This is a genomic window from Flavobacterium cupreum (genome assembly GCF_003996965.1).
Lineage (GTDB): Bacteria > Bacteroidota > Bacteroidia > Flavobacteriales > Flavobacteriaceae > Flavobacterium > Flavobacterium cupreum.
On sequence record NZ_QWDM01000004.1, the window covers coordinates 75527 to 101672 of the forward strand.

Annotated in this window: 19 protein-coding genes; 1 reads left to right on the forward strand and 18 read right to left on the reverse strand. The window is 36.7% G+C overall.

Annotated elements, in window-relative coordinates:
* The 12 genes from D0817_RS07040 to D0817_RS07095 all read right to left on the reverse strand — a co-directional run.
* Positions 1-5525: HYR domain-containing protein (locus tag D0817_RS07040; protein WP_127337700.1), on the reverse strand; the 5525-nt coding region annotated here is incomplete at its 3' end.
* A gap of 603 nt (positions 5526-6128) precedes the next feature.
* A complete protein-coding gene (gene queG / locus D0817_RS07045) occupies positions 6129-7058 on the reverse strand; it encodes a tRNA epoxyqueuosine(34) reductase QueG (protein WP_127337701.1) in 930 nt (309 codons plus the stop codon).
* Positions 7055-8404: a cytochrome P450 gene (locus D0817_RS07050; RefSeq protein ID WP_127337702.1), complete on the reverse strand. Its 1350-nt coding sequence runs from the start codon at positions 8402-8404 to the stop codon at positions 7055-7057. Before D0817_RS07050 ends, queG begins: the two co-directional genes overlap by 4 nt.
* An 11-nt stretch (positions 8405-8415) precedes the next feature.
* Positions 8416-9438 carry a Holliday junction branch migration DNA helicase RuvB gene (gene ruvB / locus D0817_RS07055; protein WP_055096839.1) on the reverse strand — a complete coding sequence of 341 codons (1023 nt, stop codon included), beginning with the start codon at positions 9436-9438 and terminating at the stop codon, positions 8416-8418.
* Between the two features lie 191 nt (positions 9439-9629).
* Entirely contained in the window at positions 9630-11432 is a 1803-nt protein-coding gene (locus tag D0817_RS07060) for a cytochrome c oxidase subunit I (RefSeq protein ID WP_127337703.1), read from the reverse strand.
* A gap of 31 nt (positions 11433-11463) precedes the next feature.
* Positions 11464-12651: a cytochrome c oxidase subunit II gene (locus D0817_RS07065; RefSeq protein ID WP_127337704.1), complete on the reverse strand. Its 1188-nt coding sequence runs from the start codon at positions 12649-12651 to the stop codon at positions 11464-11466.
* A gap of 19 nt (positions 12652-12670) precedes the next feature.
* Complete coding sequence (locus D0817_RS07070; RefSeq protein WP_127337705.1) at positions 12671-14065, reverse strand: quinol:cytochrome C oxidoreductase; 1395 nt, start codon at positions 14063-14065, stop codon at positions 12671-12673.
* A gap of 27 nt (positions 14066-14092) precedes the next feature.
* Positions 14093-14638 (reverse strand): c-type cytochrome, encoded by a 546-nt coding sequence (locus D0817_RS07075; protein WP_042566281.1) that lies wholly within the window; start codon positions 14636-14638, stop codon positions 14093-14095.
* A gap of 8 nt (positions 14639-14646) precedes the next feature.
* The gene (locus D0817_RS07080) at positions 14647-15171 is read right to left on the reverse strand and encodes a DUF3341 domain-containing protein (protein WP_127337706.1); all 525 of its coding nucleotides are present in this window, start codon (positions 15169-15171) and stop codon (positions 14647-14649) included.
* Positions 15164-16564 carry an NrfD/PsrC family molybdoenzyme membrane anchor subunit gene (gene nrfD, locus D0817_RS07085; protein WP_127337707.1) on the reverse strand — a complete coding sequence of 467 codons (1401 nt, stop codon included), beginning with the start codon at positions 16562-16564 and terminating at the stop codon, positions 15164-15166. The genes D0817_RS07080 and nrfD overlap by 8 nt, the downstream gene beginning before the upstream one ends.
* 34 nt (positions 16565-16598) lie before the next feature.
* Positions 16599-19652, reverse strand: a complete 3054-nt coding sequence (locus D0817_RS07090; protein ID WP_127337708.1) for a TAT-variant-translocated molybdopterin oxidoreductase — start codon at positions 19650-19652, stop codon at positions 16599-16601.
* A gap of 32 nt (positions 19653-19684) precedes the next feature.
* Positions 19685-21013, reverse strand: coding sequence for a c-type cytochrome (locus D0817_RS07095; RefSeq protein WP_127337709.1), 1329 nt, complete (start codon positions 21011-21013; stop codon positions 19685-19687).
* A 218-nt stretch (positions 21014-21231) separates the two neighbouring features.
* On the opposite strand from D0817_RS07095, the gene D0817_RS07100 reads away from it, so the two are divergent.
* Positions 21232-21621, forward strand: a complete 390-nt coding sequence (locus tag D0817_RS07100) for an SPOR domain-containing protein (protein WP_127337710.1) — start codon at positions 21232-21234, stop codon at positions 21619-21621.
* A gap of 118 nt (positions 21622-21739) precedes the next feature.
* Here the strand turns inward: D0817_RS07100 and D0817_RS07105 are convergent, their stop codons facing one another.
* The 6 genes from D0817_RS07105 to D0817_RS07130 form a co-directional block, all read right to left on the reverse strand.
* Positions 21740-22513: an acid phosphatase gene (locus D0817_RS07105; protein WP_127337711.1), complete on the reverse strand. Its 774-nt coding sequence runs from the start codon at positions 22511-22513 to the stop codon at positions 21740-21742.
* Positions 22514-22867: 354 nt separating this feature from the next.
* Entirely contained in the window at positions 22868-23002 is a 135-nt protein-coding gene (locus tag D0817_RS07110) for a DUF4920 domain-containing protein (protein ID WP_238160838.1), read from the reverse strand.
* Between the two features lie 113 nt (positions 23003-23115).
* Complete coding sequence (locus tag D0817_RS07115; protein ID WP_127337712.1) at positions 23116-23589, reverse strand: hypothetical protein; 474 nt, start codon at positions 23587-23589, stop codon at positions 23116-23118.
* Between the two features lie 56 nt (positions 23590-23645).
* Positions 23646-24170: a hypothetical protein gene (locus D0817_RS07120; RefSeq protein ID WP_127337713.1), complete on the reverse strand. Its 525-nt coding sequence runs from the start codon at positions 24168-24170 to the stop codon at positions 23646-23648.
* Between the two features lie 7 nt (positions 24171-24177).
* Positions 24178-24648, reverse strand: a complete 471-nt coding sequence (locus D0817_RS07125) for a hypothetical protein (protein WP_127337714.1) — start codon at positions 24646-24648, stop codon at positions 24178-24180.
* A gap of 12 nt (positions 24649-24660) precedes the next feature.
* On the reverse strand, positions 24661-26028 hold the full coding sequence (locus tag D0817_RS07130; RefSeq protein ID WP_127337715.1) for a hypothetical protein: 1368 nt from the start codon (positions 26026-26028) through the stop codon (positions 24661-24663).
* Positions 26029-26146 lie beyond the last annotated feature (118 nt).

The window sequence follows — 26146 nt, forward strand, 5'->3', positions numbered from 1 at the left end:
CCTAGGTTGTCTGCAACAGCATCGATTGATGGAGCTGTAACTACAACTGTTGAAGTTGCCGTATCACAGTTACCCGGATTATTAATCTCACAAATGCTATATTCTAAATTATAACTTCCTGCCGGTGTGTTGGCGGTAACTGTTACGGTTCCATTTGAATTGATCGTTAGACCCGTTGGTATCGGAGTAGTTACCGTTAATTTTACGTCTCCAGGGTTTGTTCCGATTACGGCTTGTACTGTGTTTACCGTGTCAGCTGCTATTAATGACACTGTTGTGGTCCCGCCCATATTTCCGTTTATGGATCCTAGGTTGTCTGCAACAGCATCGATTGATGGAGCTGTAACTACAACTGTTGAAGTTGCCGTATCACAGTTACCCGGATTATTAATCTCACAAATGCTATATTCTAAATTATAACTTCCTGCCGGTGTATTGGCGGCAACTGTTACGGTTCCATTTGAATTGATCGTTAGACCCGTTGGTATCGGAGTCGTTACCGTTAATTTTACGTCACCCGGATTTGTTCCGATTACGGCTTGTGCTGCGTTTACGGTGTCGTCTGCGATTAGCGAACCTGTTGTAGTACCTCCTGAATTTCCATTGATCGAACCAAGATTGTCTGCAACCGCGTCGATTGATGGAGCAACAACTGAAATCGAAACTGTAGCTGTGCTGCAATTTGAAGTATTTAAATTTTCACAGATTGTATAATTAAAAGTATACGTTCCTGCTGGAGTATTTGGCTTAACTGTTACTGATCCTGTACTTGTATTAAAACTTAAAACAGAAGGTAAGCTACTTGCTAATGTAATAGTAACATCATTTCCAATCACAGCATTACAATTCAGAAGATCATTATTCAAAACATTTGAAACAGCTGTTCCTCCTAAATAACCATTAAATGAAGCTACGTTATCATCTTTAGCCAGAATTGGACCTACGATATTCACATTCTGTGTACAAGTTTCTGTATTTCCTGAATTGTCTGTCACAATCCACGTTACGGTGGTTACTCCGATTGCATAAGAAGTCGGTGCGTTATTCGTTACTGAAGCCACACCACAATTATCTGCTGTTGTTGGGGTTCCCAAAACAAGTCCTGTTGAAGTACATGAATTGGCATCCGTAGTTTTTGTAACATTCGAAGGACAGGTAATCGTTGGCTTTTGGGTATCGCTTATCGTTACGGTTTGCGTACAAGTCTGCGTATTTCCTGAGTTATCGGTAACGGTCCATGTTACGGTTGTGACTCCGATTGGATAAGTAGTCGGTGCATTATTCGTTACTGAAGCCACGCCGCAATTGTCAGCTGTTGTTGGAGTGCCCAAAACAACTCCGGTTGCAGTACATGAATTAGCATCCGTAGTTTTTGTAACATTCGAAGGACACGTAATGGTTGGTTTTTGGGTATCGCTTACTGTTACGGTTTGCGTACAAGTCTGCGTATTTCCTGAGTTATCAGTAACTGTCCATATTACGGTGGTTACTCCGATTGGATAAGTAGTCGGTGCGTTATTCGTTACTGAAGCCACGCCGCAGTTATCAGCTGTTGTTGGGGTTCCCAAAACAACTCCTGTTGCGGTACATGAATTGGCATCCGTAGTTTTTGTAACATTCGAAGGACAGGTAATTGTTGGTTTTTGGATATCGCTTACCGTTACGGTTTGCGTACAAGTCTGTGTGTTTCCTGAGTTATCGGTAACGGTCCACGTTACGGTTGTGACTCCGATTGGGTAAGTAGTCGGTGCGTTATTCGTTACTGAAGCCACACCGCAATTATCTTCTGTAGTTGGAGTTCCCAAAACAACTCCTGTTGCAGTACATGAATTGGCATCCGTTGTTTTTGTAACGTTCGAAGGACAGGTAATCGTTGGCTTTTGGTTATCGCTTATCGTTACGGTTTGCGTACAAGTCTGTGTGTTTCCTGAATTATCCGTCACGATCCACGTTACGGTGGTTACTCCGATTGGATAAGTAGTCGGTGCGTTATTCGTTACTGAAGCCACGCCGCAATTATCGGCTGTGGTTGGAGTTCCCAAAACAACTCCTGTTGCAGTACATGAATTGGCATCCGTTGTTTTTGTAACATTCGAAGGACAGGTAATCGTTGGCTTTTGGGTATCGCTTACCGTTACGGTTTGCGTACACGTTTGCGTATTTCCTGAATTGTCCGTCACGGTCCATGTTACGGTGGTTACTCCGATTGCATAAAAAGTTGGTGCGTTATTCGTAACCGAAGCAACGCCACAATTGTCAGCTGTTGTTGGGGTTCCCAAAACAACTCCTGTTGCGGTACATGAATTGGCATCTGTTGTTTTTGTAACATTCGAAGGGCAGGTAATTGTTGGTTTTTGGGTATCGCTTATCGTTACGGTTTGCGTACACGTTTCTTTATTTCCTGAGTTATCGGTAACTGTCCATGTTACGGTGGTTACTCCGATTGGATAAGTAGTCGGTGCATTATTCGTTACTGATGCCACGCCACAATTGTCAGCTGTTGTTGGGGTTCCCAAAACAACTCCTGTTGCGGTACATGAATTGGCATCCGTAGTTTTAGTAACATTCGAAGGACAGGTAATTGTTGGTTTTTGGGTATCGCTTATCGTTACGGTTTGCGTACACGTTTGCGTATTTCCTGAATTGTCCGTCACGGTCCACGTTACGGTGGTTACTCCGATTGGATAAGTAGTCGGTGCGTTATTCGTTACTGAAGCCACACCACAATTATCTGCTGTTGTTGAGGTTCCCAAAACAACTCCTGTTGCGGTACATGAATTGGCATCCGTTGTTTTTGTTACATTCGAAGGACAGGTAATTGTTGGTTTTTGGGTATCGCTTATCGTTACGGTTTGCGTACAAGTCTGCGTATTTCCTGAATTGTCAGTCACGGTCCACGTTACGGTTGTTACTCCGATTGGATAAGTAGTCGGTGCATTATTCGTTACTGATGCCACGCCACAATTGTCAGCTGTTGTTGGGGTTCCCAAAACAACTCCTGTTGCAGTACATGAATTGGCATCCGTAGTTTTTGTAACATTCGAAGGACAGGTAATTGTTGGCTTTTGGGTATCTGATATCGTTACGGTTTGCGTACAAGTTTCTTTATTTCCTGAGTTATCGGTAACGGTCCATGTTACGGTTGTGACTCCGATTGGATAAGTAGTCGGTGCGTTATTCGTTACTGAAGCCACGCCGCAATTGTCAGCTGTTGTTGGGGTTCCCAAAACAACTCCTGTTGCAGTACATGAATTGGCATCCGTTGTTTTTGTAACATTCGAAGGACAGGTAATCGTTGGCTTTTGGGTATCAGCTACAACAGCAACAGCATTACTCGTAATTGTACACATTCCGGCATTAGTAGCAGTCACATAATAACCTGTACCTGCAGAAAGACCTGACCAGGTAAGGCCAGATCCTGTTCCTGCTTTTACTGCCTGAACAGCAGTATTAGCCGAATTGTATAATTGATAATTTACGTTATTGACTGAGGTTGTGGATGTGATTGTCCCTCCTGATGCAGGTACACAGATGATACTTCCTGTTAAGGAAAGGGCTACTGGCAACGCTTTAGGGGTTGTTGAAACACTTGCAGAATTATTGGCTAAATTACTATCTACTGTAGAATTGGGTAATGCTGCCGTATTGTTGTATACTCCCGTAGGATTTACTTTTGCTGTAATTTTTAATGTGCGGCTAACTCCTCCATCAACATCTCCAATACTCCACACTCCGGTTGCTGAATCATAATTCCCAATTGAGGCTACTGAACTCACATAAGTATATCCGGTAGGAAGCAAATCGTTTATAGAAACTCCTGTAGCATTATTAACCCCTAAATTACTTAAGATAACCGTAAATAGTACATTAGATCCTACACATGGTGTTGCATTATCAACTGTTTTTGTGACACCTAAATCTGTACATAAAGTAACTGAAACCGGTTTAGATTGCGTCTGAACACCACACGCTAAAGTTGAAGCTACAGCATAAGAACCTGTTTTCGTAGCTACATACGTATTTGAATTTGCACCAGAAATTGCTGTGCCATTATAATACCATTGATAAGGAGCAAAATCGGAAGGCGTGGTTAGCGTTGCGGTATTATTTGTACATCCTCCCCCTGAAACATAGGCCATAGTCGGATCGTCAGGCAGCGCTGCAAAACTCGAGAAAAATCCTGCCATTGAGAACCCTCCTGCCTGTTGTACTATCGAAACGGTAAGTTTAGCATTACTTGCAATAGAAAGTACTTCCGGGCTTCCAATTTGAACACTATTAAAGTTTATCAGATACCAGCCTGTTGAACCTATCTGATAACGGGCTGAAACGCCGGCAATACTTGCAATATTAGTCCCATTTACCGTTACAATTTCGCTGGCACTTCGTAAAAGGATATAACCAAAATAATCTAAATTATTTGAAGCATAATTTTTAAATTTGGTTGTTTCGATAAAATTAGATCCTCCACATTCTGATACGGGTGCAATTGTTGAAATATCAACTTCACAATTCTGTGCAGTCCCTGAATAAACAGCAACCCTCTTATCTGCAACGATGTGGGATGCCGTAAAACTTGTGCCGGGAGAACCATTTACAAAAGTGTAAAACTTACCTGCCTGTGCCAGAGTCTGAGTCGTTGTAGACACAAGTACTCCGGTAGCCGAATAACCTTCTATTGTTACCTTTGTATTATCTTTTGTAGCTACTACAGTAGTCTGTTCTGCCGTATTATTTCCCGTTCCCCGTTCCAGAAAATATTCTGTTCCCAAAACGGATTCTGGGGGAATCTGATTAAAAGCGCCATCTCCACAACCACCCGGTACATCTATCGCAGCCGAGGTATTCATCACTGCCGGATTTGAAGATTCCACTAAAGTTCCCATTGGAGCCTTAAACATATAACTTTGCCCTGCATTCAATGTTGCTTTAACGACGTTATCGATCGTTATACTTGTATTATCAACAGTTGCCATTATACTGTAAATTGGCCTTTGCTCTCCAAAAGTGCTAAAAGTTCCCAAGGAACCATCTCTGTAATATCCTATTCTAAAACGCACTCCAATCCCGGCATCTCCAAAACTTGTAAGTGCCGCATTTCCTTTAATATTAGCATCGACATTATCACCATTGGAATAATCATCAGAAGCAATGTTACGAAGATTTATCGCTACCGGTCCATCGCTGGTCACAATTAATCCGGCACCTGTAAGTACCGTATCTAAGGCGTTCATTGGAAGATTTTTTGCTAAAAGCGGGAATCTGTAAACAGCCGGTGTTCCTTTTTTTGCCTTCAGAGAAGTTATAAAAGTCCCGTCACTTTTGCTTACCGTTATATTTACTTCCGTAACAGAATTTGTGGCGATTACAATTTCATTGGCTTTGCTAAAGTATTGCCAGGGTGCCGGAGCGATATAATGTTTTGTATAAAACTGGGCAGAAGCAGTAAAATTTATAAGAAGGAAAAAAATAAAAAATGAGACTAATTTAAATAAATTAATCTTTTTAAAAGTAAAGTTACACATAGACAACTATTGTTTTTGAAATAGAAATATCAGAAACCAAATAACATAATCTGGTTTTCAGAATATAGGACAGATACGATAAAAGGGAAAGATTGGTTTTTAGAAATTCAACAAAAGTCGTTTCAGAATTTTTATTTGAATAACATCGCATTTGGGCCATAAGGATAAATAGGTTCAAGACTTAATAAACTGTCCAGGGTTAAATTAGTGGTTTTGGTGCGGCGAAAATATGTAAAGTCCTCAATACTAAATACATTCGTCGATAAACTACGCAGAAAGTCGTTGAAATACACCTTTTGTCAGTAGATATTCACATTTAATTAGCAAAAAAGTAATGATTTGATAACCAAAGGCTAAAAAGTTATTAAAATATTGATGATTTTACCCATTCTTACATATTTATCAGACAAAAACGCAAAAAAAAGTCTAAAAGGGTAAAATAGACACTAAATGACAAACAACTAACTGCCAGTATCTTAATTATTCAAACGTAAACAAAAACCTACTTAAAGAAACAAGCTAATTAATAAGAATTAAAAATTGAAATTCTTATAAAATTGGAAAATTGAAATTTAAAATTTCCAAGGGGAGCAAAACGATTAATTAATCCAATTGCAGAAATTTAATATTGCGTTTTAGGCCATCAAACTTTGTTCTTTTGATAGGGGAATTCTTAAAAACCACCCGAAAGGTTTCTTCCGTAATTTCAATCCAGTCTTTCTTTGAGAACGAAAGCAATTCAGGATTCGGGTTAAATAATGGTTCTGCATGAGGTTTTGAGAACCGGTTCCAGGGACAAACATCCTGGCAAGTATCACAGCCGAAAGCCCACTCATCAAATTTACCCTTCATTTCGGTGGGGATATTTTCCTTGAGTTCAATGGTATAATAGGAGATACATTTGCTTCCGTCTACCACATAGGGAGCAACGATTGCCTGCGTCGGACAGGCATCAATACAAGCGGTACAGGAACCACAATGATCTGTTGTGGCATGATCATATTCTAAATCCAAGTCCAGGATAAGTTCGGCTATAAAGTAAAACGAACCTACTCTTTGGGTAAGTAGATTACTATTTTTACCAATCCATCCCAAACCGCTTTTTGCGGCCCAGGCTTTATCAAGAACGGGGGCCGAGTCCACAAACGCACGACCGGAAACTTCCCCAATGTTTTCCTGTATGGAGAAAAGAAATTCTTTTAATTTCTCTTTAATAACAGTGTGATAATCCTGCCCGTAAGCATATTTTGAAATTTTAAAACTCTCTTGATTTTGAGTTTCTGCGGGATAATAATTAAGCAAAAGCGATACAACACTTTTGGCATCATCTACTAATAATGTCGGGTCTAATCGTTTATCAAAATGGTTTTCCATGTAAGCCATCTGACCATTTTGGTTATTTTTTAACCAGTTTTCAAGTCTTGGGGCTTCTGTTTCCAGAAATCCGGCTTTCGATATACCGCAGGATAAAAACCCAAGCCTTTTTGCCTCTTCTTTTATAAATTTAGAATATGTCTCTTTTGAATTAATCATTGTCTCCTTGAAAAAGTGACTTTAACGCCAACAGGTTTTAAAGTGATTAACGGATTAAAAAGAACTGTGTTTTCAGTCGAAACAATTTTGTACTTTTCAACAATATGTGAAATTGCCAGACACATCTCGTAAATAGCAAATCCGGCTCCAATACACATTCTCGGTCCTGCACCAAACGGATAAAAATACTGCATAGACTGTTTTTTTTGTTCGCCAAGAAAGCGATCGGGATTAAACTCATCCGGATTTTCCCAATATTTAGGATTTCTGTGCAGTTCATAAAAAGAAACTCCGATTAAGGTTCCTTTTTTTATATTAAATTGCCCAAGCTGATCATCCTCAACATTTTGACGATCTGTAATCCAGGCAGGCGGATACAGACGCATAGACTCGTTTAACACGGCATTTGTATACGTCATTTTCTGAAGCTGTTCCACTACATCATCCGTCTCTGACTTAATTTTGAGAATTTCATCGAATACCTTTTGCTGAACAACGGGATCATTTCCTAAAAGATGCAGTGTAAAGGTTAGTGCATTGGCGGTCGTCTCGTGTCCTGCAATAAAAAGGATTTTTATCTCATCAATTAACTGACCAACAGACATTCCTTCCCCACTATCTTCATATCGTGTTTCAAGAAGCATATGAAGCAAATCATTAACTTCATTTTTGGAAGTCATTCTTTCTTCGATAATTTCCCGGATTATGCTATTATTTTCGTCCGCAAGCTCAAGGTGTTTTTTTACCTGACCACTTAATGAGAACCACCAGGCTTTATGTGGAAGCCTGATTTCCTTGATTAAGAAATTTTGTACTTCTTCAATAATAAATTTAATACGATCCAGTTTCTCTTCTGCAATCGAAAACTGAAATAGCGATTTTGCAACAACATTAAACGCCAATTCACTCATGACGGGAAAAAGATCGACAACACTTTCTTCTGCCAAACCATCGAGTTCTGAAACGATTGTTTGTTGCATATTTTCAACGAGCTGATTCATCTTTTGCTTGTGAAAAGCAGGCTGAATCAGTCTTCTTTGTTTCAACCAGAAATCACCATCAACCGTTAAAAGTCCCCTCCCTAAATATTTGGAAAGATAAACGGACTGAAACTTCGACTTATGGTAATTCTTTTGATTTTTCTGCAATATATACTGGGCAACGTCATTGTCCCGGGATAAAATTATGTGTTTTGATCTTCCAATTCTAATAGAAAAAGAATCTCCAAACTTATCAAAATACCTTCTGTGAAATGGAATAGGGTTTTTACGAACTCCCTCCGAATCTAAAAAGAATCTGGATATCGAAAGTTTTGCAGGATAGTTATATTTGTTATTCTCAGACATTTTGAAAAGATTTAAAACAATCCGCCCTGAATATTAGTGTTTATTTTTCCTAAATGCTTATAAGCCTTGTCCGTCACTTCACGTCCTCTTGGAGTACGCATGATAAAACCTTCCTGAATCAGGAAAGGCTCATATACTTCTTCGATAGTTTCGCTACTTTCTGATACAGCAGTTGCCAGAGTTGACAATCCAACAGGTCCGCCTTTGAATTTATTTATAATAGTAAGGAGGATTTTATTGTCCATTTCGTCAAGGCCATGTGCATCAACATTAAGCGCTTTTAAGGCATAACGTGCAATTTCAAGATCAATCGTTCCATTTCCTTTTATCTGTGCAAAATCACGTACTCTTCGCAACAATGCATTAGCAATACGCGGCGTTCCACGACTTCTGCCCGCTATTTCAATTGCAGCATCCAGTGAGATTGGCATTTTAAGTATGGAAGAACTTCTTTCAACAATAGTGGTCAAAAGTTCAGTAGTGTAATATTGTAATCTCGAAGAAATTCCGAAACGGGCGCGCATTGGCGCAGTCAGTAATCCGGATCTTGTTGTCGCCCCGATTAAAGTAAAAGGATTTAAATTGATCTGAACCGTTCTGGCATTTGGCCCGGATTCGATCATAATATCAATTTTAAAGTCCTCCATCGCCGAGTACAAATACTCTTCGACGATAGGACTCAAACGATGAATTTCATCAATGAACAGAACATCCCTTTCATCCAGATTGGTAAGCAGACCAGCCAAATCCCCGGGTTTATCCAAAACGGGTCCTGAAGTTATTTTAATACCCACTTCAAGTTCGTTTGCTAAAATATTAGCCAAAGTAGTTTTTCCCAATCCCGGAGGCCCGTGAAAAAGTGTATGATCCAGTGCTTCACCACGCTGATTGGCAGCAGCCACAAAAACTTTTAAGTTCTCTAAAACCTGATCCTGCCCGGCAAAATCATCAAATGACAGTGGGCGCAATCTTTTTTCAAGATCTAATTCTTCTGGGTTGTACCCGTTTGTAGTGGGATCTAAGTTCTCATTCATTTTACAAAGATAGACAAACTAATCAGTTTGGAAAATAGTTAAATTCTAAATAAAAAAAAGGAAATTCCAATATTTTAAATCCCAAATTCCAGTCAAGTCTAACCTTTTATTGGAATTTGGGATTTAAAATATTGGAATTTATATTAAATAAAAAAAAACCATCTTAGAAGATGGTCTTTTTTATTTAATATTTAGTGGTGTAAAACTTCTTCACCTTCTTTCATCGGTACATTTTGCGGTACAAAATCTACATCGTGATTTGGGTTACTGTAGTCATACGGCCAACGGTATACGTGAGGAATTTCACCTGGCCAGTTACCGTGAATATGCTCTACAGGAGTTGTCCATTCTAATGTTGTAGATTTCCATGGATTCTGAACTGCTTTCTTACCGTAGAAAATACTACTAAAGAAATTGTAAAGGAATACTAATTGGAAAGCACCTCCGACAAGAGCAAATGTTGTAATTAAAACATTCACATTCTGCAAATCATCAAATAATGGGAAGTTTGTATTTGTATAGTAACGTCTTGGCAAACCAGCTAATCCGATAAAGTGCATTGGGAAGAAAACTCCATAAGCACAAACTGCTGTTACCCAAAAGTGAATATAACCTAAGTTTTTGTTTAACATTCTTCCGTACATTTTAGGGAACCAGTGGTAAATACCGGCAAACATTCCGTAAAGTGCAGAGATACCCATTACTAAGTGAAAGTGAGCAATAACGAAGTATGTATCGTGAACGTTAATATCTAAAGTACTATCTCCTAAAATGATTCCGGTTAAACCTCCAGTGATGAAAGTAGAAACCATTCCGATAGAAAATAACATTGCAGGGTTGAATTGCAGGTTACCTTTCCATAAAGTTGTAATCCAGTTAAATGCTTTTACGGCAGACGGAATTGCAATCAATAAAGTTGTAAAGGTAAATACAGATCCTAAGAATGGATTCATACCAGAGATAAACATATGGTGACCCCAAACAATTGTAGATAAAAATGCAATTGCAAGAACTGACATAATCATCGCTCTGTATCCGAAAATTGGTTTACGAGAGTTTGTAGCCATAATTTCAGATACAAGACCCATCGCCGGTAAGATTACGATATAAACCTCAGGGTGGCCTAAGAACCAGAATAAGTGTTCAAACAAAACCGGAGAACCTCCCTGGTAATGTAAAACCTCTCCTGCGATATAAATATCAGACAAGAAGAAGGAAGTACCAAAACTTCTATCGAAAATCAATAATAATGCAGCTGATAATAAAACCGGGAACGAGATAACACCAATGATAGCTGTTACGAAAAATGTCCAGATTGTTAATGGAAGTCTTGTCATAGACATTCCTTTAGTTCTTAAATTGATTACAGTAACAATGTAATTTAAAGATCCCATTAATGAAGATGCGATAAATATAGCCATTGAAACTAACCATAAAGTCATACCTGTTCCTGATCCTGGAATTGCTTGTGGCAATGCACTTAAAGGCGGATAAATTGTCCAGCCTGCTGATGCCGGTCCGGCTTCAACAAATAAAGAAGACAACATTATAACAGCAGATAAGAAAAACAACCAGTATGAAATCATATTCATGAATCCGGAAGCCATATCCCGCGCTCCAATCTGAAGTGGAATAAGTAAGTTACTAAAAGTTCCGCTCAAACCGGCTGTCAGTACAAAGAATACCATTATGGTACCGTGAATTGTAACTAAAGCCAGATAAATATCATTAGCCATCACACCGTCCGGTGCAAATTTATCACCTAATAAAACATTAAATATTTTAAAAGACTCTTCCGGCCATGCTAACTGCATTCTAAAAAGTAATGACATTACAATACCGATAATCCCCATGATGATACCAGTAATCAGATACTGCTTAGCAATCATTTTGTGATCAATACTAAATATATATTTGGTAATGAAAGTGTCTTTATGGTGATGTTCGTGCTCGTGATCGTGTTCGTGTCCGTGATCGTGTGCTTCTGCTGACATATATGTATACTTTAAATTTTCTTAATAAATATTATTTCATAGCCACTTTAGCTACAACAGCTTTAACAGTATCAATAACTGCTTTTACTGTGTCTTTAGCTGTACTATCTGTAGTTGGAGCTTTTACTGCTTCAGCAGGTTTTTCAGCAGCGGCAGCAGCTTTAATGTCCTGAGTTAATGTAGTTTTTTCGCTTAACCATTTTTTATAATCTTCCGGAGAATCAACAACTACTTTCATTTGCATGTTGTAATGAGAAGCTCCACAAATTTTATTACATAATAATAGATAATCAAATGTGTAAGGATCTAAAGCTGTTCCTCCTTTAGCAAGCAACTCTACACTTTTTTCAGCTCTTAGCTTGTTGATATTTGCCACTTTTTCAATCATAAAAGGCAACTCTCTGTATTCAGCAGTTGTATAAGTTGGAATGAATGCAAATTCAGTAACCATACCCGGAACACAGTTCATTTGCGCTCTAAAATGAGGCATGTATGCGGAGTGCAATACGTCTTGAGAACGCATCTTGAAATGTATTTTTTTACCTTTAGGAATATGCAATTCAGAAACTACGATATCATCCTGAGCATTAGGATCTGACATGTCAACTCCTAATGTATTAACACCTTCTATTAAACGAACATTCGCTTTTCCAAGAACATTGTCTTTTCCGGCATATCTTGCTGTCCATTTAAATTGTTGCGCATATAATTCAATTTCAATAACATCTTCATCCTTATCAACAAACATAATATTATTCCATGCATATAATCCGTAAAGAATTAAGCAAGCTAAAACAATAGAAGGAATAATACTCCAAATCGCTTCCAATTTGCTGCTGTCGGCAAAGAATAAAGCCTTTCTGTCTTTATGTCCTCTGTTTTTAAATGAAAACCAGTATAATAAACCTTGCGTAATAAACTGAACAATAAAAATTAAAACCCAGGTAATATTCATCAAATTATCTACTAAAAGACCATGCTCGGAAGCAGGAGTATGAAGTGCTAAATGACCCCATTTTAGTAAACCATAAATCGTAAATATATAAATGAAAGCTAAAAAGCCAAACATAACATATCCCTGAATATTATTATCATTATCGGATGCAACCTGAGAATCGTCCGAAGAGGATCCTACTTGAGTAAGATCAAATATCCTGGTCAATTGCCATAATGCAACTGCTAATAAAACTAAAACTATAATTACCAACAAACTTGTCATCTGTTTACTTCTTTAAATATTAATAATGAAAATGTTTACTTTCTTCAATGAAAGGATTTCTTTTTGCTAATAGAGGAGCTTTAGTCAATGCAGTAAATACCACAAAAATAAACAAACCTAAGAAGAAAAGAATAGATGCAATTTCAGGAACTCCAATAAACCATTTATCTCCAACTGTACCAGGCATAATCATATTAAAGAAATCAACGTAGTGACCTAATAAGATAACAATACCAGCCATTACAATAACCCAGCTAAGACGTTTGAAGTCTGTATTGATCAATATTAATAATGGAAAAACAAAGTTCATTACTACAGCTCCGAAGAATGGTAAGTTATACAACTCGATTCTTGTTATAAAATAAGTAACCTCTTCAGGAATATTAGCATACCAGATCAACATGAACTGAGAGAACCATAAGTACGTCCAGAAAACACTGATACCAAACATAAATTTAGCTAAATCGTGTATGTGGCTTGTATTTACATACTCTAAATATCCTTTTGATTTTAAGTATACTGTTACTAATGCAATAGTAGTAATACCACTTACAAAGAATGAAGCGAATACATACCATCCGAATAATGTACTGAACCAGTGCGGATCAATCGACATAATCCAGTCCCAAGACATTATAGACTCAGATACAATAAAGAATACTAAGAAACCAGCAGTTAATTTAAAGTTCTTTTTGTAGTTCAAATCATCATTAGCATCATCCTGAGCTAAACAATTTTTTCTTGATTGGTAACGATATAAATTCCATCCTATTAAAAAGATAGCCGCTCTGATAATCCAGAAATAAAAATTTAAATAACCTGCTTTACCAGCAATAATTTCATCATAATTTGCGCTTGCAGGATCTGTAATTCCTTTATCCAGCCATACAAATATGTGATTGAAATGCAGTCCGCAAAGTACTAGTATAATAAAGAAAATGACAGAACCAACAGGCAAGTAAGCCGTGATTCCCTGCATTACTCTAAACAAAACCGGAGACCATCCTGCCTGGGCAACTTGTTGAATAGCATAAAATGCTAAAGTACCCATAGAAAGCAGTAAGAAGAAAATACAGGCAACATATAAAGCAGACCAAGGCTTATTTTGCAATTGGTGCAATACATGTTCCAAATGTTTTTCATGCTCATCACCAGCATTTACTTTTTCATGCTCCCCACCTTTGTGCGATTCATGAGAAGCTTCTGCAGCTTCATGGTGACCTGCTTCTTTGTGAGAAGCCTCAGCAGTAGCTTCATGTGCTGCACCATGAGAACCATGTGCATCTGCAGCTAGTATTTTTTCAACTTCTTGAATATCTTTAGGCGCACTTAAAAAACCATACCCAATTCCTAATAGGCCAAGAACCATTAGGATGATAGAAAAAGTTTTTAATTTACTTGAAAATGTATACATATCTATTACGATCAGTTTGTTCAACAATTATAATTGGCTTTTTAGTTTTAGAACATAGTCAGCAACTAACCAACGTTCGTGGGCACTTAATTGATTTGCATGTGAACCCATTGCATTTAAACCATAAGTTTCAACGTGAAAGATACTTCCTTCAGTGATTACTCTGTCTTTGTAGCTAGGTACTCCAAGAAATTTTTCTCTTTCAACCAATTTACCTTTACCGTTTCCAGTTGCGCCATGGCAGCTGATACAATAAATTTCGAAAAGTTCTTTACCTTTTCCTGAGTTTCTCTCGATAGAATCCAAAGGTGATTTTAAATTAGCTTTAGCCAATTCATAACCAGCAGTTGAATTTTCATATTCATAAGGTTCAAAACCTCTGTTGATAGTTCCTTCTACAGGAAGCTGTCCTTCTTTTCCACCTTTAAATATTTTTGCTTCTGAATAAGTTTCATAACCTACAGACTCATACATATTAGGGAAATACTGATAGTTTGGTGCCGAATTATTGTGGCAAGATGAAACTAAAATAGTTATACCAACTAAAAGTGTTATTTTATATATCCTTTTCATAGCTACAATTAATTCTTTTCAATTACTTTAACTTCAACTGCTCCTGTACCTTCAAAGAAAGAAACTAGTTCTGCTTCGTTATCGTTTACAGCAACTTCCATTAAAAAATGGTCATCTGTTGTTCTTACATCAGGATTTTCAGCTTCTTTAAATGGCCATAATCTACTTCTCATATAAAAAGTGATTACCATTAAGTGGGCAGCAAAAAATACAGTCATCTCAAACATAATAGGCACAAAAGAGGGCATATTCTGAATAAAACTAAAACTTGGTTTTCCACCAATATCCTGTGGCCAGTCATGAATCATAATATAACTCATCATTGTTGTTGCAACAGAGATACCAACACATCCGTATAAAAAAGCACAAATTGCTAATCTTGTTGGTGCTAGTCCCATAGCTTTATCCAATCCGTGAACTGGGAATGGAGTAAAAACTTCTTCAATATGATGATGTGCAGCTCTGGTTTTCTTTACTGCATCCATCAAAATATCATCGTCATTATAAATGGCGTATATTACTTTATTACTCATGATGTGAATCTTTATTTGCTCTTTCTCTAATGTAATTATCTCCTGTTCCTTTCAAAATTGTTTTAACCTCCGCCTGAGCAATTACAGGGAATGTTCTTGAGTACAATAAAAACAATACGAAAAAGAAACCAATTGTTCCGATGAAAATTCCAATGTCAACAAATGTTGGTGAAAACATTGTCCATGAAGACGGAAGATAATCTCTATGTAAAGAAGTAACGATAATTACGAATCTTTCAAACCACATTCCGATGTTTACTACAATCGAAATAATAAATGAGAACATGATACTTGTTCTTAATTTCTTGAACCACATGAATTGCGGAGAGAAAACGTTACAAGTCATCATTGACCAATAGGCCCACCAGTAAGGTCCGGTAGCTCTGTTTAAGAATGCATACTGCTCATATTCTACACCTGAATACCAGGCTACAAATAGCTCAGTTATGTAAGCAACACCCACGATAGAACCTGTAATCATAATTACAATGTTCATTAATTCGATATGCTGAAGTGTAATATAAGCTTCAAGGTTAGAAACTTTTCTCATGATAATCAACAATGTATTTACCATTGCAAATCCTGAGAATACCGCTCCTGCAACGAAGTAAGGAGGGAAAATTGTAGTATGCCATCCAGGAATTACAGAAGTAGCAAAGTCCATCGATACAATCGTGTGTACAGAAAGTACAAGAGGAGTAGCCAAACCAGCCAATACTAATGATACTTCTTCAAAACGCTGCCAGTCTTTTGCTCTACCGCTCCATCCGAAACTTAGAATAGAATAAACTCTTTTAGTGAAAGGAGTAACCGCTCTGTCACGCAGCATTGCAAAATCAGGCAATAAACCAGTCCACCAGAAAACTAATGATACCGAAAGATACGTTGAAATTGCGAACACGTCCCAAAGCAATGGTGAGTTAAAGTTTACCCATAAAGATCCAAACTGATTCGGAATAGGTAAAACCCAGTATGCTAACCATGGACGCCCCATGTGAATAATTGGAAACAAACCTGCCTGAACTACTGAAAAGATAGTCATCGCTTCTGCAGAACGGTTAATGGCCATTCTCCAACGCTGACGGAAAAGTAATAATACCGCAGAAATTAATGTTCCGGCGTGACCAATACCAACCCACCAAACGAAGTTTGTGATATCCCAGGCCCAACCAACTGTTTTATTTAATCCCCATGTTCCAATACCGGTAGATACGGTGTAAATTATACAACCTAATCCCCAAAGGAAGGCTGTTAATGCGATTGAAAATACAATCCACCAATGCTTATTTGCAGGACCTTCAACAGGCGCAGCTACATCTACAGTTACATCGTGATAAGATTTATCACCTATAACTAAAGGTTTTCTAATGGGTGCTTCGTAGTGAGACGACATAATCCTTTATATGTTTCTTAATTAATAATTTATTCTAAGTATTTCTAACTTTAACATGGTAAACCACATTAGGTTTTGTTCCAACATGCTCCAATAAATGGTATGATCTTTCATCAGCTGCCAATTTAGCAACTTTACTTTCTTTATCATTAACATCTCCAAAGATCATTGCTCCAGAAGAACAAGCGCTTGAACAAGCTGTCTGGAATTCACCATCAACAACCGGACGTCCTTCATTTTTCGCTTTCAATTTTGTAGCTTGTGTCATTTGAATACACATAGAACATTTTTCCATAACTCCACGAGAACGAACATTTACGTCTGGGTTTAATACCATACGACCTAAATCATCATTCATGTGATAATCGAACTCACTGTTTTTGTTGTACAAGAACCAGTTAAAACGACGTACTTTATACGGACAGTTGTTTGCACAGTAACGAGTACCAACACATCTGTTGTATGCCATATGATTTTGCCCCTCACGACCATGAGAAGTTGCAGCAACCGGACAAACTGTTTCACAAGGTGCGTGATTACAGTGCTGACACATTACTGGCTGGAAAGCAACCTGAGGATTATCTCCTGCTTTTTCCATTTCACTAAAGGTAGACAATGAGCTGGATAAACCTGCAATATTCTCTTTTCTTTCATTATCACCTTCAAAAGTGCTTTCAGAAGAATAATATCTGTCAATACGCAACCAGTGCATATCACGGCTTCTTCTTACTTCAGCTTTTCCTACAACAGGTACATTGTTTTCAGCATGACAGGCAATAACACATGCCCCACATCCTGTACAAGCATTTAAGTCGATTGAAAGGTTAAAGTGATGTCCTGTAGAACGATCAAATGATTCCCATAAATCTACTGTTGTAGCCTCTACTTCCTGGTGATCCAAAGATACCATTGGTTGTTGATTCCAATGTTCAGCATCTTTAGTGTTAAATACCTCAAGAGTAGTTTCCTTAATAATATCTCCTCTACCCATTAAAGTTTTCTGACCCTGAACACAAGCAAACTCGTGCACTCCATTTGCTTTCACAATAGAAACAGCCTGAACACTATTAAAGTTTTTATATAAAGCGTAAGCATTTAAACCTACCTGCATTTCTTCTTTCAAAGCAGCTTTACGACCGTAACCAACAGCTAAACCAACTGTACCAACAGCTTGTCCTGGCTGAACAATTACAGGAACGTTTTCTAACTTAGCGCCATCAGCCAGCGTAATAGTAGCATAACTACCATTTAAACCACCGTTAGCCACAATTTCATTTGTTAAACCAAGTTTCTTAGCATCTGCATTTGAAACAGTAACATAGTTATCCCATGAAACTCTTGTGATTGGATCCGGGAACTCCTGCAACCAAGGGTTGTTTGCCTGTTGTCCGTCACCTAAACCTGTTTTAGTGTATAACACCAATTCGAAATCACCCGCTGGTTTTGATTTTGAAACTGCATTTGCAGCAGCAGCATAATCAACAGCACCACCAGCCAAAGCAGCTGATCCAACTACAAAAACACCATCATGTAAAACTTTATTCCATGAAGAACCAACGGTAATACCAGCAGAATTAGCTTTGATATAATCGTAAAAAGTTCCAGGAATCCCGTTTAATGACAATAAAACGTCTTGAAATTGTTTTGTATTAAATATAGGACGAATAGTTGGTTGTGTTAAACTATAAGTTCCTTTTGTTATTTCAACATCACCCCAAGCTTCTAAATAATGAGCAACAGGAGCAGCAATTGTAGTAACAGATGCAGTTTCATCTTCTTTCAAAGAGAAAGCCACTGATGTTTTTACTTTTTTCAATCCGGCTACAAAAGAAGCAGAATCTGCCAGTGTATAAACAGGGTTAACACCACTCATGATTAAAGTATGAACACTACCTGCATTCATATCTTTTAATAATTGAGCAACAACCGCATTTGAACCTTTTCTAATCTGTCTTGTTCCAACAGTAGTAAAAGCCTCACTAGCTAATGCCTGATTGATAGCCAAAACTAACAACTGAGCATTTTTATCTTCAATTCCAGATACTAAAACTCCTTTTGAACCAGCAGCTTTTAATTGCTGAGCAGCTTTAACCACTTCTGCTTTAAATTTAGCTTCCAGAGAAACCGGAACAGCAGCACCTGCAACGATATTATATATTTGAACCAAAGCTTGTTTCTGATCAGCTCCTGTCATAGGAATACGCTTATCAGCAGCAGCTCCGGATAAAGTCATGTTTGATTCAAACTGAAAATGACGGGACATTTTTCCATTTTGAGGAATACGTCCTTTTGCATATCCTGAATCGTATCCTCCACCTTGCCAGTCTCCTAAGAAATCAGCTCCTACGGAAACAATTAAAGAAGCTTTTGAAAAATCATAATCAACTAAAGCTCTCTCACCATACACGGTCTGAAATGCATCTAAGGCCTCTGAAGAAGATACTGCATCATAAACCACATGCTTAGCATTCGGGTTTTTAGCAATAAATTCACCAATCAGTTTTTCAGTAGAAGGACTTGCTAAAGTATTAGTCAACAATACAACCTGTCCACCTTTTGCTTTTGCATCAGCAATACTTGATTTAATTTTCAAATCAACAGCAGACCAGCTACTATTTTTCCCATCCAATTTAGGTTCTTTCAGACGCATACTGTCATATAACGACAGAATAGACGCATGAATTCTTGCATTGGCTGAAAACTTAGCTCCTGAAATAGTATTGTTTTCAATTTTAATTGGACGACCTTCACGAGTTTTCACTAATAGGTTAGCAAAATCAAAACCATCAAAAACAGTAGTTGCATAGTAATCAGCAACACCGGGAATGATTTGTTCCGGTTGTAACACATAAGGTATAGACTTGTGAACAGGGCCCTCGCAAGCTGCTAGCGTTACGGCTGCAGTACTAAACCCTACGTACTTTAAAAAGTCACGACGTGAAGTTCCAGATGAAGCTAATGCATCTGCGTTTCCTAAAAATTCATCAGTAGGAATCTCTTCAACAAATTCGTTATTTCTAAGCGCCTCAACAATAGAACTATTTTCTAGTTCCTCAACACTTTTCCAGTATTTTTTGTTTGATGACATTGTATATAAATATTAAAATCTTAATAATTCGATTAATAGTGGCATTTACCGCATTCTAAACCTCCCATTTGCGCTGCAGTCAATTTCTCTACACCGTATTTTTTAGAAAGTTCAGCATGAATTTTATCATAATATGCATTTCCTTCCATCTTAACATCAGTTTTTCTATGGCAATCAATACACCATCCCATTGTTAATTTAGAATATTGCTTCATGATTTCAAATTCCTGTACCGGTCCGTGACAAGTCTGACATTCAACACCTGCAACAGAAACGTGTTGTGAGTGATTGAAGTAAACAAAGTCAGGAAGATTATGAATACGAACCCATTTTACAGGCTGCGTTTTTCCGGTGTAAGCTTGTTTAGCTTTATCCCATCCAACCGCATCATATAGTTTTTGAATTTGAGCGTCGTAAAATGCTTTACTGTATTCAGCAGTAGCAGTAGTTTCAGCAACTTCAGAAATATTTTTATGACAGTTCATACAAACATTCAAAGAAGGAATACCTGCATTTTTACTCACACGTGCAGCAGAGTGACAATATTTACAATTGATCTCGTTATCACCAGCGTGAATTTTATGAGAATAGTGAATAGGCTGAATTGGCTCATAGTTTTGATCTACACCCACCTGCATCAAAAATCCATACACAAAATAACCACTTGCCAAAAGCAGAAATATAGAAGTAACCAATACTAAAAATTGATTTCTGGCAAAAGCTTTCCAGATTGGCGTTCTGGCCTCTCTTGGGGCAACTACAATACCATTATTAGCTGCTACCTTAGTCAGTACTTTGTTCACCATGAACAACATCACCACTAAAATAGCCATTACAAGAGCAAGAGCCCCTAAAATGATATTATTAGAAATTCCACTTCCGCCTGCCTGAGGACCTGTTGGCAATTCACTAACAACCTTAGTCGGTTCAGCTTTTACTTCAGAAGTATAAGCGATAATATTATCAATATCCGCTTCTGCTAATTGAGGAAAAGAAGTCATTACAGACTTGTTGTTTTCTTCAAAAAGCTTAACTGCAACAGGATCACCTGACTTAATCATGTCAGAACTGTTATGCACCCACTTGTAAATCCAAGCCATGTCATGTTTACCAGCCACTCCTCTAAGAGCAGGACCAGTTGATTTAGCATCTAATTTGTGACATGCAGCGCAATTTGCATTAAAAAGTTCCTTCCCTTTTACTGGATCACCACCTGTAGTTGCAGCCGGAGCAGCAGCTTCAGGCGCCGCGGGAGCAGCAGCAGCATCTTGAGCAAATGAAGTTAGGGAGAAAATCAACGTTAGCGATAAGCTAAGAAGTAATTTTCTTGAGATCGAATTATGGTTACCCACCTTTTTCATATAGTATAAAATTATCTACTAATTTTTGGTATGGTTTTTTCTGTATTAAAACAACAAAAACCGAACACCTTCTTTTAAAACTTGCACAAAAATACGACTTATGAACTATTCTCAAAACCTTAAAATACTCTTAAATATCAATTTATATCAATTCTAAATAATATTGAAATTTTCAATATAAACTTTAAATACTATTTTTGCATAAAAACCATCACATTATGAGAATTTTAACCCCGTCCACAAGAGTTTTCTTAACATTAACAACACTAACTTTAGCTTACAATATTCATGCTCAAGACCAAAATTTAACACTAAATCAGGACCCAAAATTTGAGCAGTTACTAAACGATAAACGTAAAATTAACACATCAATAAATACAAACGACACTTACAGAATTCAAATTTTTAGCGGAAAAAGCGATGAAGCCAAAAAAACGCTAAACGATTTTAAAAGAGAGTTTTATGCAGTTGACGGAACAATTATTTTTAATACGCCAAACTATAAGGTGATTGTAGGGAATTTTAAAACCAGAATCGAAGCGGAGAGAAACTTAGCTGAAATCAAAAAGAAATATAAAAGTGTTTTTTTGTTGAAGCCTGGCAAGTAATCAACAACGGAATAATTTCATGAAAAAGTCTCAGTCTCGGTCACGGTTTTCAGTTTTAAACTGATTTCTGTAACCGAGACTGAGACTTTCTTTTTTCTGTACATCACACTAATCGCTCCTATTTCGACGAATTGAGAATCTGAAACACTTCTTCCTTAACCAGTGCCAGATCAGCCTGAAAAACCGCATTTACCCAAAGACAATCTACGGTAGCCTTACCCATTTCTCTTCCTTTCTCAACATCACTATGCCAGTGCGCATTACAAATAATCCGGCTCTCTCCAAAATCATGTCCGCGTTTACGAATTGCCTCTTCTTTATCAGGAAAAATTTCACCAAACACTAATGCCCATGCCCAGCCTACTGCTGCATGCCCCGAAGGAAAAGACCCTACTTTACGCAATACTTCTTCTTGTTCAGGTGTGCATGTTTTGACTTTGTTAACCACGAACGGACGTTCCCGATTGTAAAAATTCTTGGCTGTGTAAGTAGACAAGCCCGCATCAGTCATTACCCGCCGCATAAGATGATACAATTTTGGTGTTAGTGTTTCACTAATCTCAATTCCCAAAGTCGCCTGAAAGGACTTCACCGCATAAGGAAAAGACAAATTAGCATCGCTAACAGCTTGCAAAAAACGGATCTGATCTCTAGATTTCGAAACTTTCTTAGCGTACTCCAGGTCAAATTTGAATGTTTCAGAAGCGGGTTGTGGCGGTGGAGCCAACAAAACCAAACTATTTGGCATTTCTTCATCAGACAGATAACCATGCAACAAATCTGGCATTACTATTCTCAGTTCCTCAACGTTTGTAAACTTTTGAACAGCACTTTTAGACCCGAGTTTTTCACCAACAAGTGTTCTGATAATATGAAATATCTTTAATCTCATACAAAATCTTCAATCTATTAGATTTTTATTTATTCCAAAAATAAACAAAAAATCTTACAAATGAGTCAATATACATTTAATAAAACTACCACGTATCTCAATTTTCCTTTTCTTTTACGAATTGAAATACGATATTAAATTCGAATAAATTTTTTTACAATATCAGTGAACATTCGATATGGATAAAACACAAGACCTCCCTTATAAACAGAAATACCGTACGAGCCTGTAAAATTTCCTTACTCAAAGTCCAAACCTTCAAAGTCCGCATTCATATCTCAGCAAAACAAAAAAAGTCCCAACATTCGTTGAGACCCTAAAATATAATCATGGAGCTATAATTTGACAACTCCCTTACTCTACCACCTTAATTCCATCAGCTAAAGCCGTTGGTACAAAAAAGGCATGATCTTTCATCTTAACAAAGAAAGGAGAGCCATCTTCTGTTTTAATAGTTAGCCAGCATCCCCTTTTTTTAAAGAAGAACATCCCTAAACAAACAAAAAGGAAATGAATACCAATAAATCATAACTTCTTTTATTCATATCAAATAAATCACATACATTTATACTACAGACATATACAATTGACAGAAACTACAATTATTTATAAGAATCTAATACTCCTTCACAATTAATAAGTGGCCTATCCTCTTCCTCCAGATAAAAATCAATCTGCACCTCATTTACATCATCAAATTCTAAATAATCTGTTCGGATGGTTTTATAACCTAAAGAAATTGCTTCTATGAAAAAATAATCTTCTTTAGAAAGTTTAAATTTATTTCTTTCTACTACTGTAAGTTTATAAGTGTATTCCCCTTTCGAGGAGGCCGGAATTTTAGAACACGCTATATCTAATCGTGTTTCAGAATTTAATGTACTACCCGTTTTAACATCAAACACTCTTCCCTTGATCATAAGCTCATTAGGATTCTGTTTAATTTTTTTTTTGATCACTGCTACTTTATAGCCTCCTTTGTTATTTGTAGGATTCAAATTTGACTTAACAGCCACGCAACCATTAAAAAATAAAAAGCAAATGCATATCAATAAAATACAATTGTATTTTTTCATGTTTATATGATTTAAATCAAATTCAACAATACTGTAAACCATCTTGTCTAAACAAATTACCTTAATATATTCTCCTTCTGTGCACGCTTTATAGAATCTAAATAAGAAGGCATGCAATCTACAAGAGGCGTATCATCCAGTTCGAGATAAAAATCTATTTGTATCTCGCTGGCATTATTTATTTCCAGATAATCGGTCCGAATCCTTTTATAACCAAAAGAAATTGCTTCAATAAAAAAATAATCCTCTTTATCGATTTTGACTTTATCCCCTATAGCTGCTACTTTAAATTTATAGATATATTCCCCTTGAGGATTAGCTTGAATTTTAGTACAAATAAAATTTAATTGCGTTCCAAGACTCAACAAACTATCCGTTTTAACATCAAATACGCGATCTTTAATTACGAGCTCTTTATTATTCGATTTAGAATCTTTCTTGATGACGATCATTCTACAACCTCCCTTATTATTTGTTGGGATCAGTCTGCTTTTTGCAGAAGAAGAAGAAGAAGAAGAAGAACAGCCTTCAACAAACAACCAGGAAACAAACAAAAGTAAAATGCAAATTCTCTTGTTCATAAAAAATCTACTTTAAATTATTAAGTTCCCTTTGCATTTTTTTAATCATTTCATCTCCTTCACATTCAATCAAAGGCCTATCATCCTTAGCTAAGTAAAAATCAATTATTACCTCCTTTTGATTATAAATGTTAACAAGCTTCGTTTCCACCGCTCTGTAAGAAAAAGCAATTACTTCTAGAAAAAAAGAATCTTCTTGTCGATTTCTAGTTCTAAAAGAGTATTCTCCATCAGATGTTGTCCGAAATTCAAAACAACCTGTTTTCAATTTTGCATTGCTTAGTAATTTCCCTGTTTTTAAATCAAAAACATGACCACGAATAATAACATCTTCGTCGTCTTTTTTTAATTTACCAACTCCGAAATTTATTGTATAACCACCTTCATTATTAGTTGACATAAGTTGTTTCTTTGTAGAACAACCATTTAGAATAAAAATTGAAATAATTGACAACAAAATAAATATTTTTTTTTTCATATTAAAAAGTAATTAGCAACCAGTTTTTTTCCCTTTTTGAGGTTTAACATTACCTAAATCATCCTCCCCTCTTAATTCAATTTGTAGAATATTTGATATTCTTTTTCTATCTGCTACAGGCAATTTTTTAAAGACATCCGTTTGCTCAAGACCACCCCAAGCCATATCCTGATAAAATTGTTTGTCTAGCTTATAACCCTTACTAATACCATAAACCTCTAACACTGCTCCAACTTGTTTTACCAAATTTGTTGCTATTTCTTCATGATGTGCTATATTAAAACTTTTTGTAACTTCATAATCTTTTAGCATTTCCGGATAGGAGGACTCCCAATTAGGTTTATCAATATTATAATAAGTAACTAGATAAGCATGAACAGACTCATGTAAAATCGTTTTTGCCCAAGACAATTCAGTAGCATTTGGAAATTGTTCAGAATCAAAAATTGTAGTTACTCGTGTAGAGATCTTATACAAAGTAGATGTATTTCCAGAAACTCCATACTCTAACTTTCCTGTTTTCACCGTCCAGTTAAATCTGGTTGAATTCCAGGGATCATTAGTAAAATTAGTAATCATGTTACCAGGACTAGCACCCGTTTTTTTTAAATCATCAAGAATTTTTTGCAAACAAGGTGCTAGTTGAGAATCATTAATTCCATCATCAAAATTTTTAATATTTAACCTGCTGTAATAAGCAGCATAAGCGATACCCATTGCAGAACCATTGTTTTGCGTTCGCACAAACTGATAATTCATCCTTGTATAGGCATCATTTGTTACGGGTTCTATGTAGGTGTTTTTAACAACAACTTCTTTTAATGGAACAGGATCTTTAATATAAGCCGAAGGAATATTCACATTCGTAACAATTCCCTTTTCGAATTTAAAACCACTAAGTACTTCACCTTTTAGATTAGTAGAATAGATACGGCCCGTAAATTCTGTATTGTCATCGGGCGCTCTGGCAGTCACAGAAGCTTTTCTGTTTTCACGGATAAGATGAAACAAAACTGTCTGCACTTCTCCATTTATTTTAATTTGCAAAATTTCCGTCTCTACTCCTTCCAATCCGGTCGTAGCAGTCGCAATATTTAATTTAGCATCTGTATCTGTGATGGCCACTTGTTCTAAAGAGGATAAATCAATTTTTAGATCAATATTAGCATCTACAGCTTTTTTGTTAATTTGCTCATTATTTAATTCATTAAAAAAATCAAACGATTTTTCCAGAGGAACTGTTTCCAGTTGGGCTGACTGAAAGTCTAATTCGGCTCTTGCAACGCTACTGTCATGAGATTCATCACTACAATTAAGCATTAAAAATGTTATCACTAAGATAAAACTAATTTTTAAAAATGTTCTGACTGGCTTCTTCATCTTCATCTAAAATTATATTTTTTGTAAATATAAATATATTTGCAAAAAATAAGATTTTTCATATGTTAATTTTTAAATTAAAAGAAAAAACTTATAAAATTAATTTAAATATTTTTAA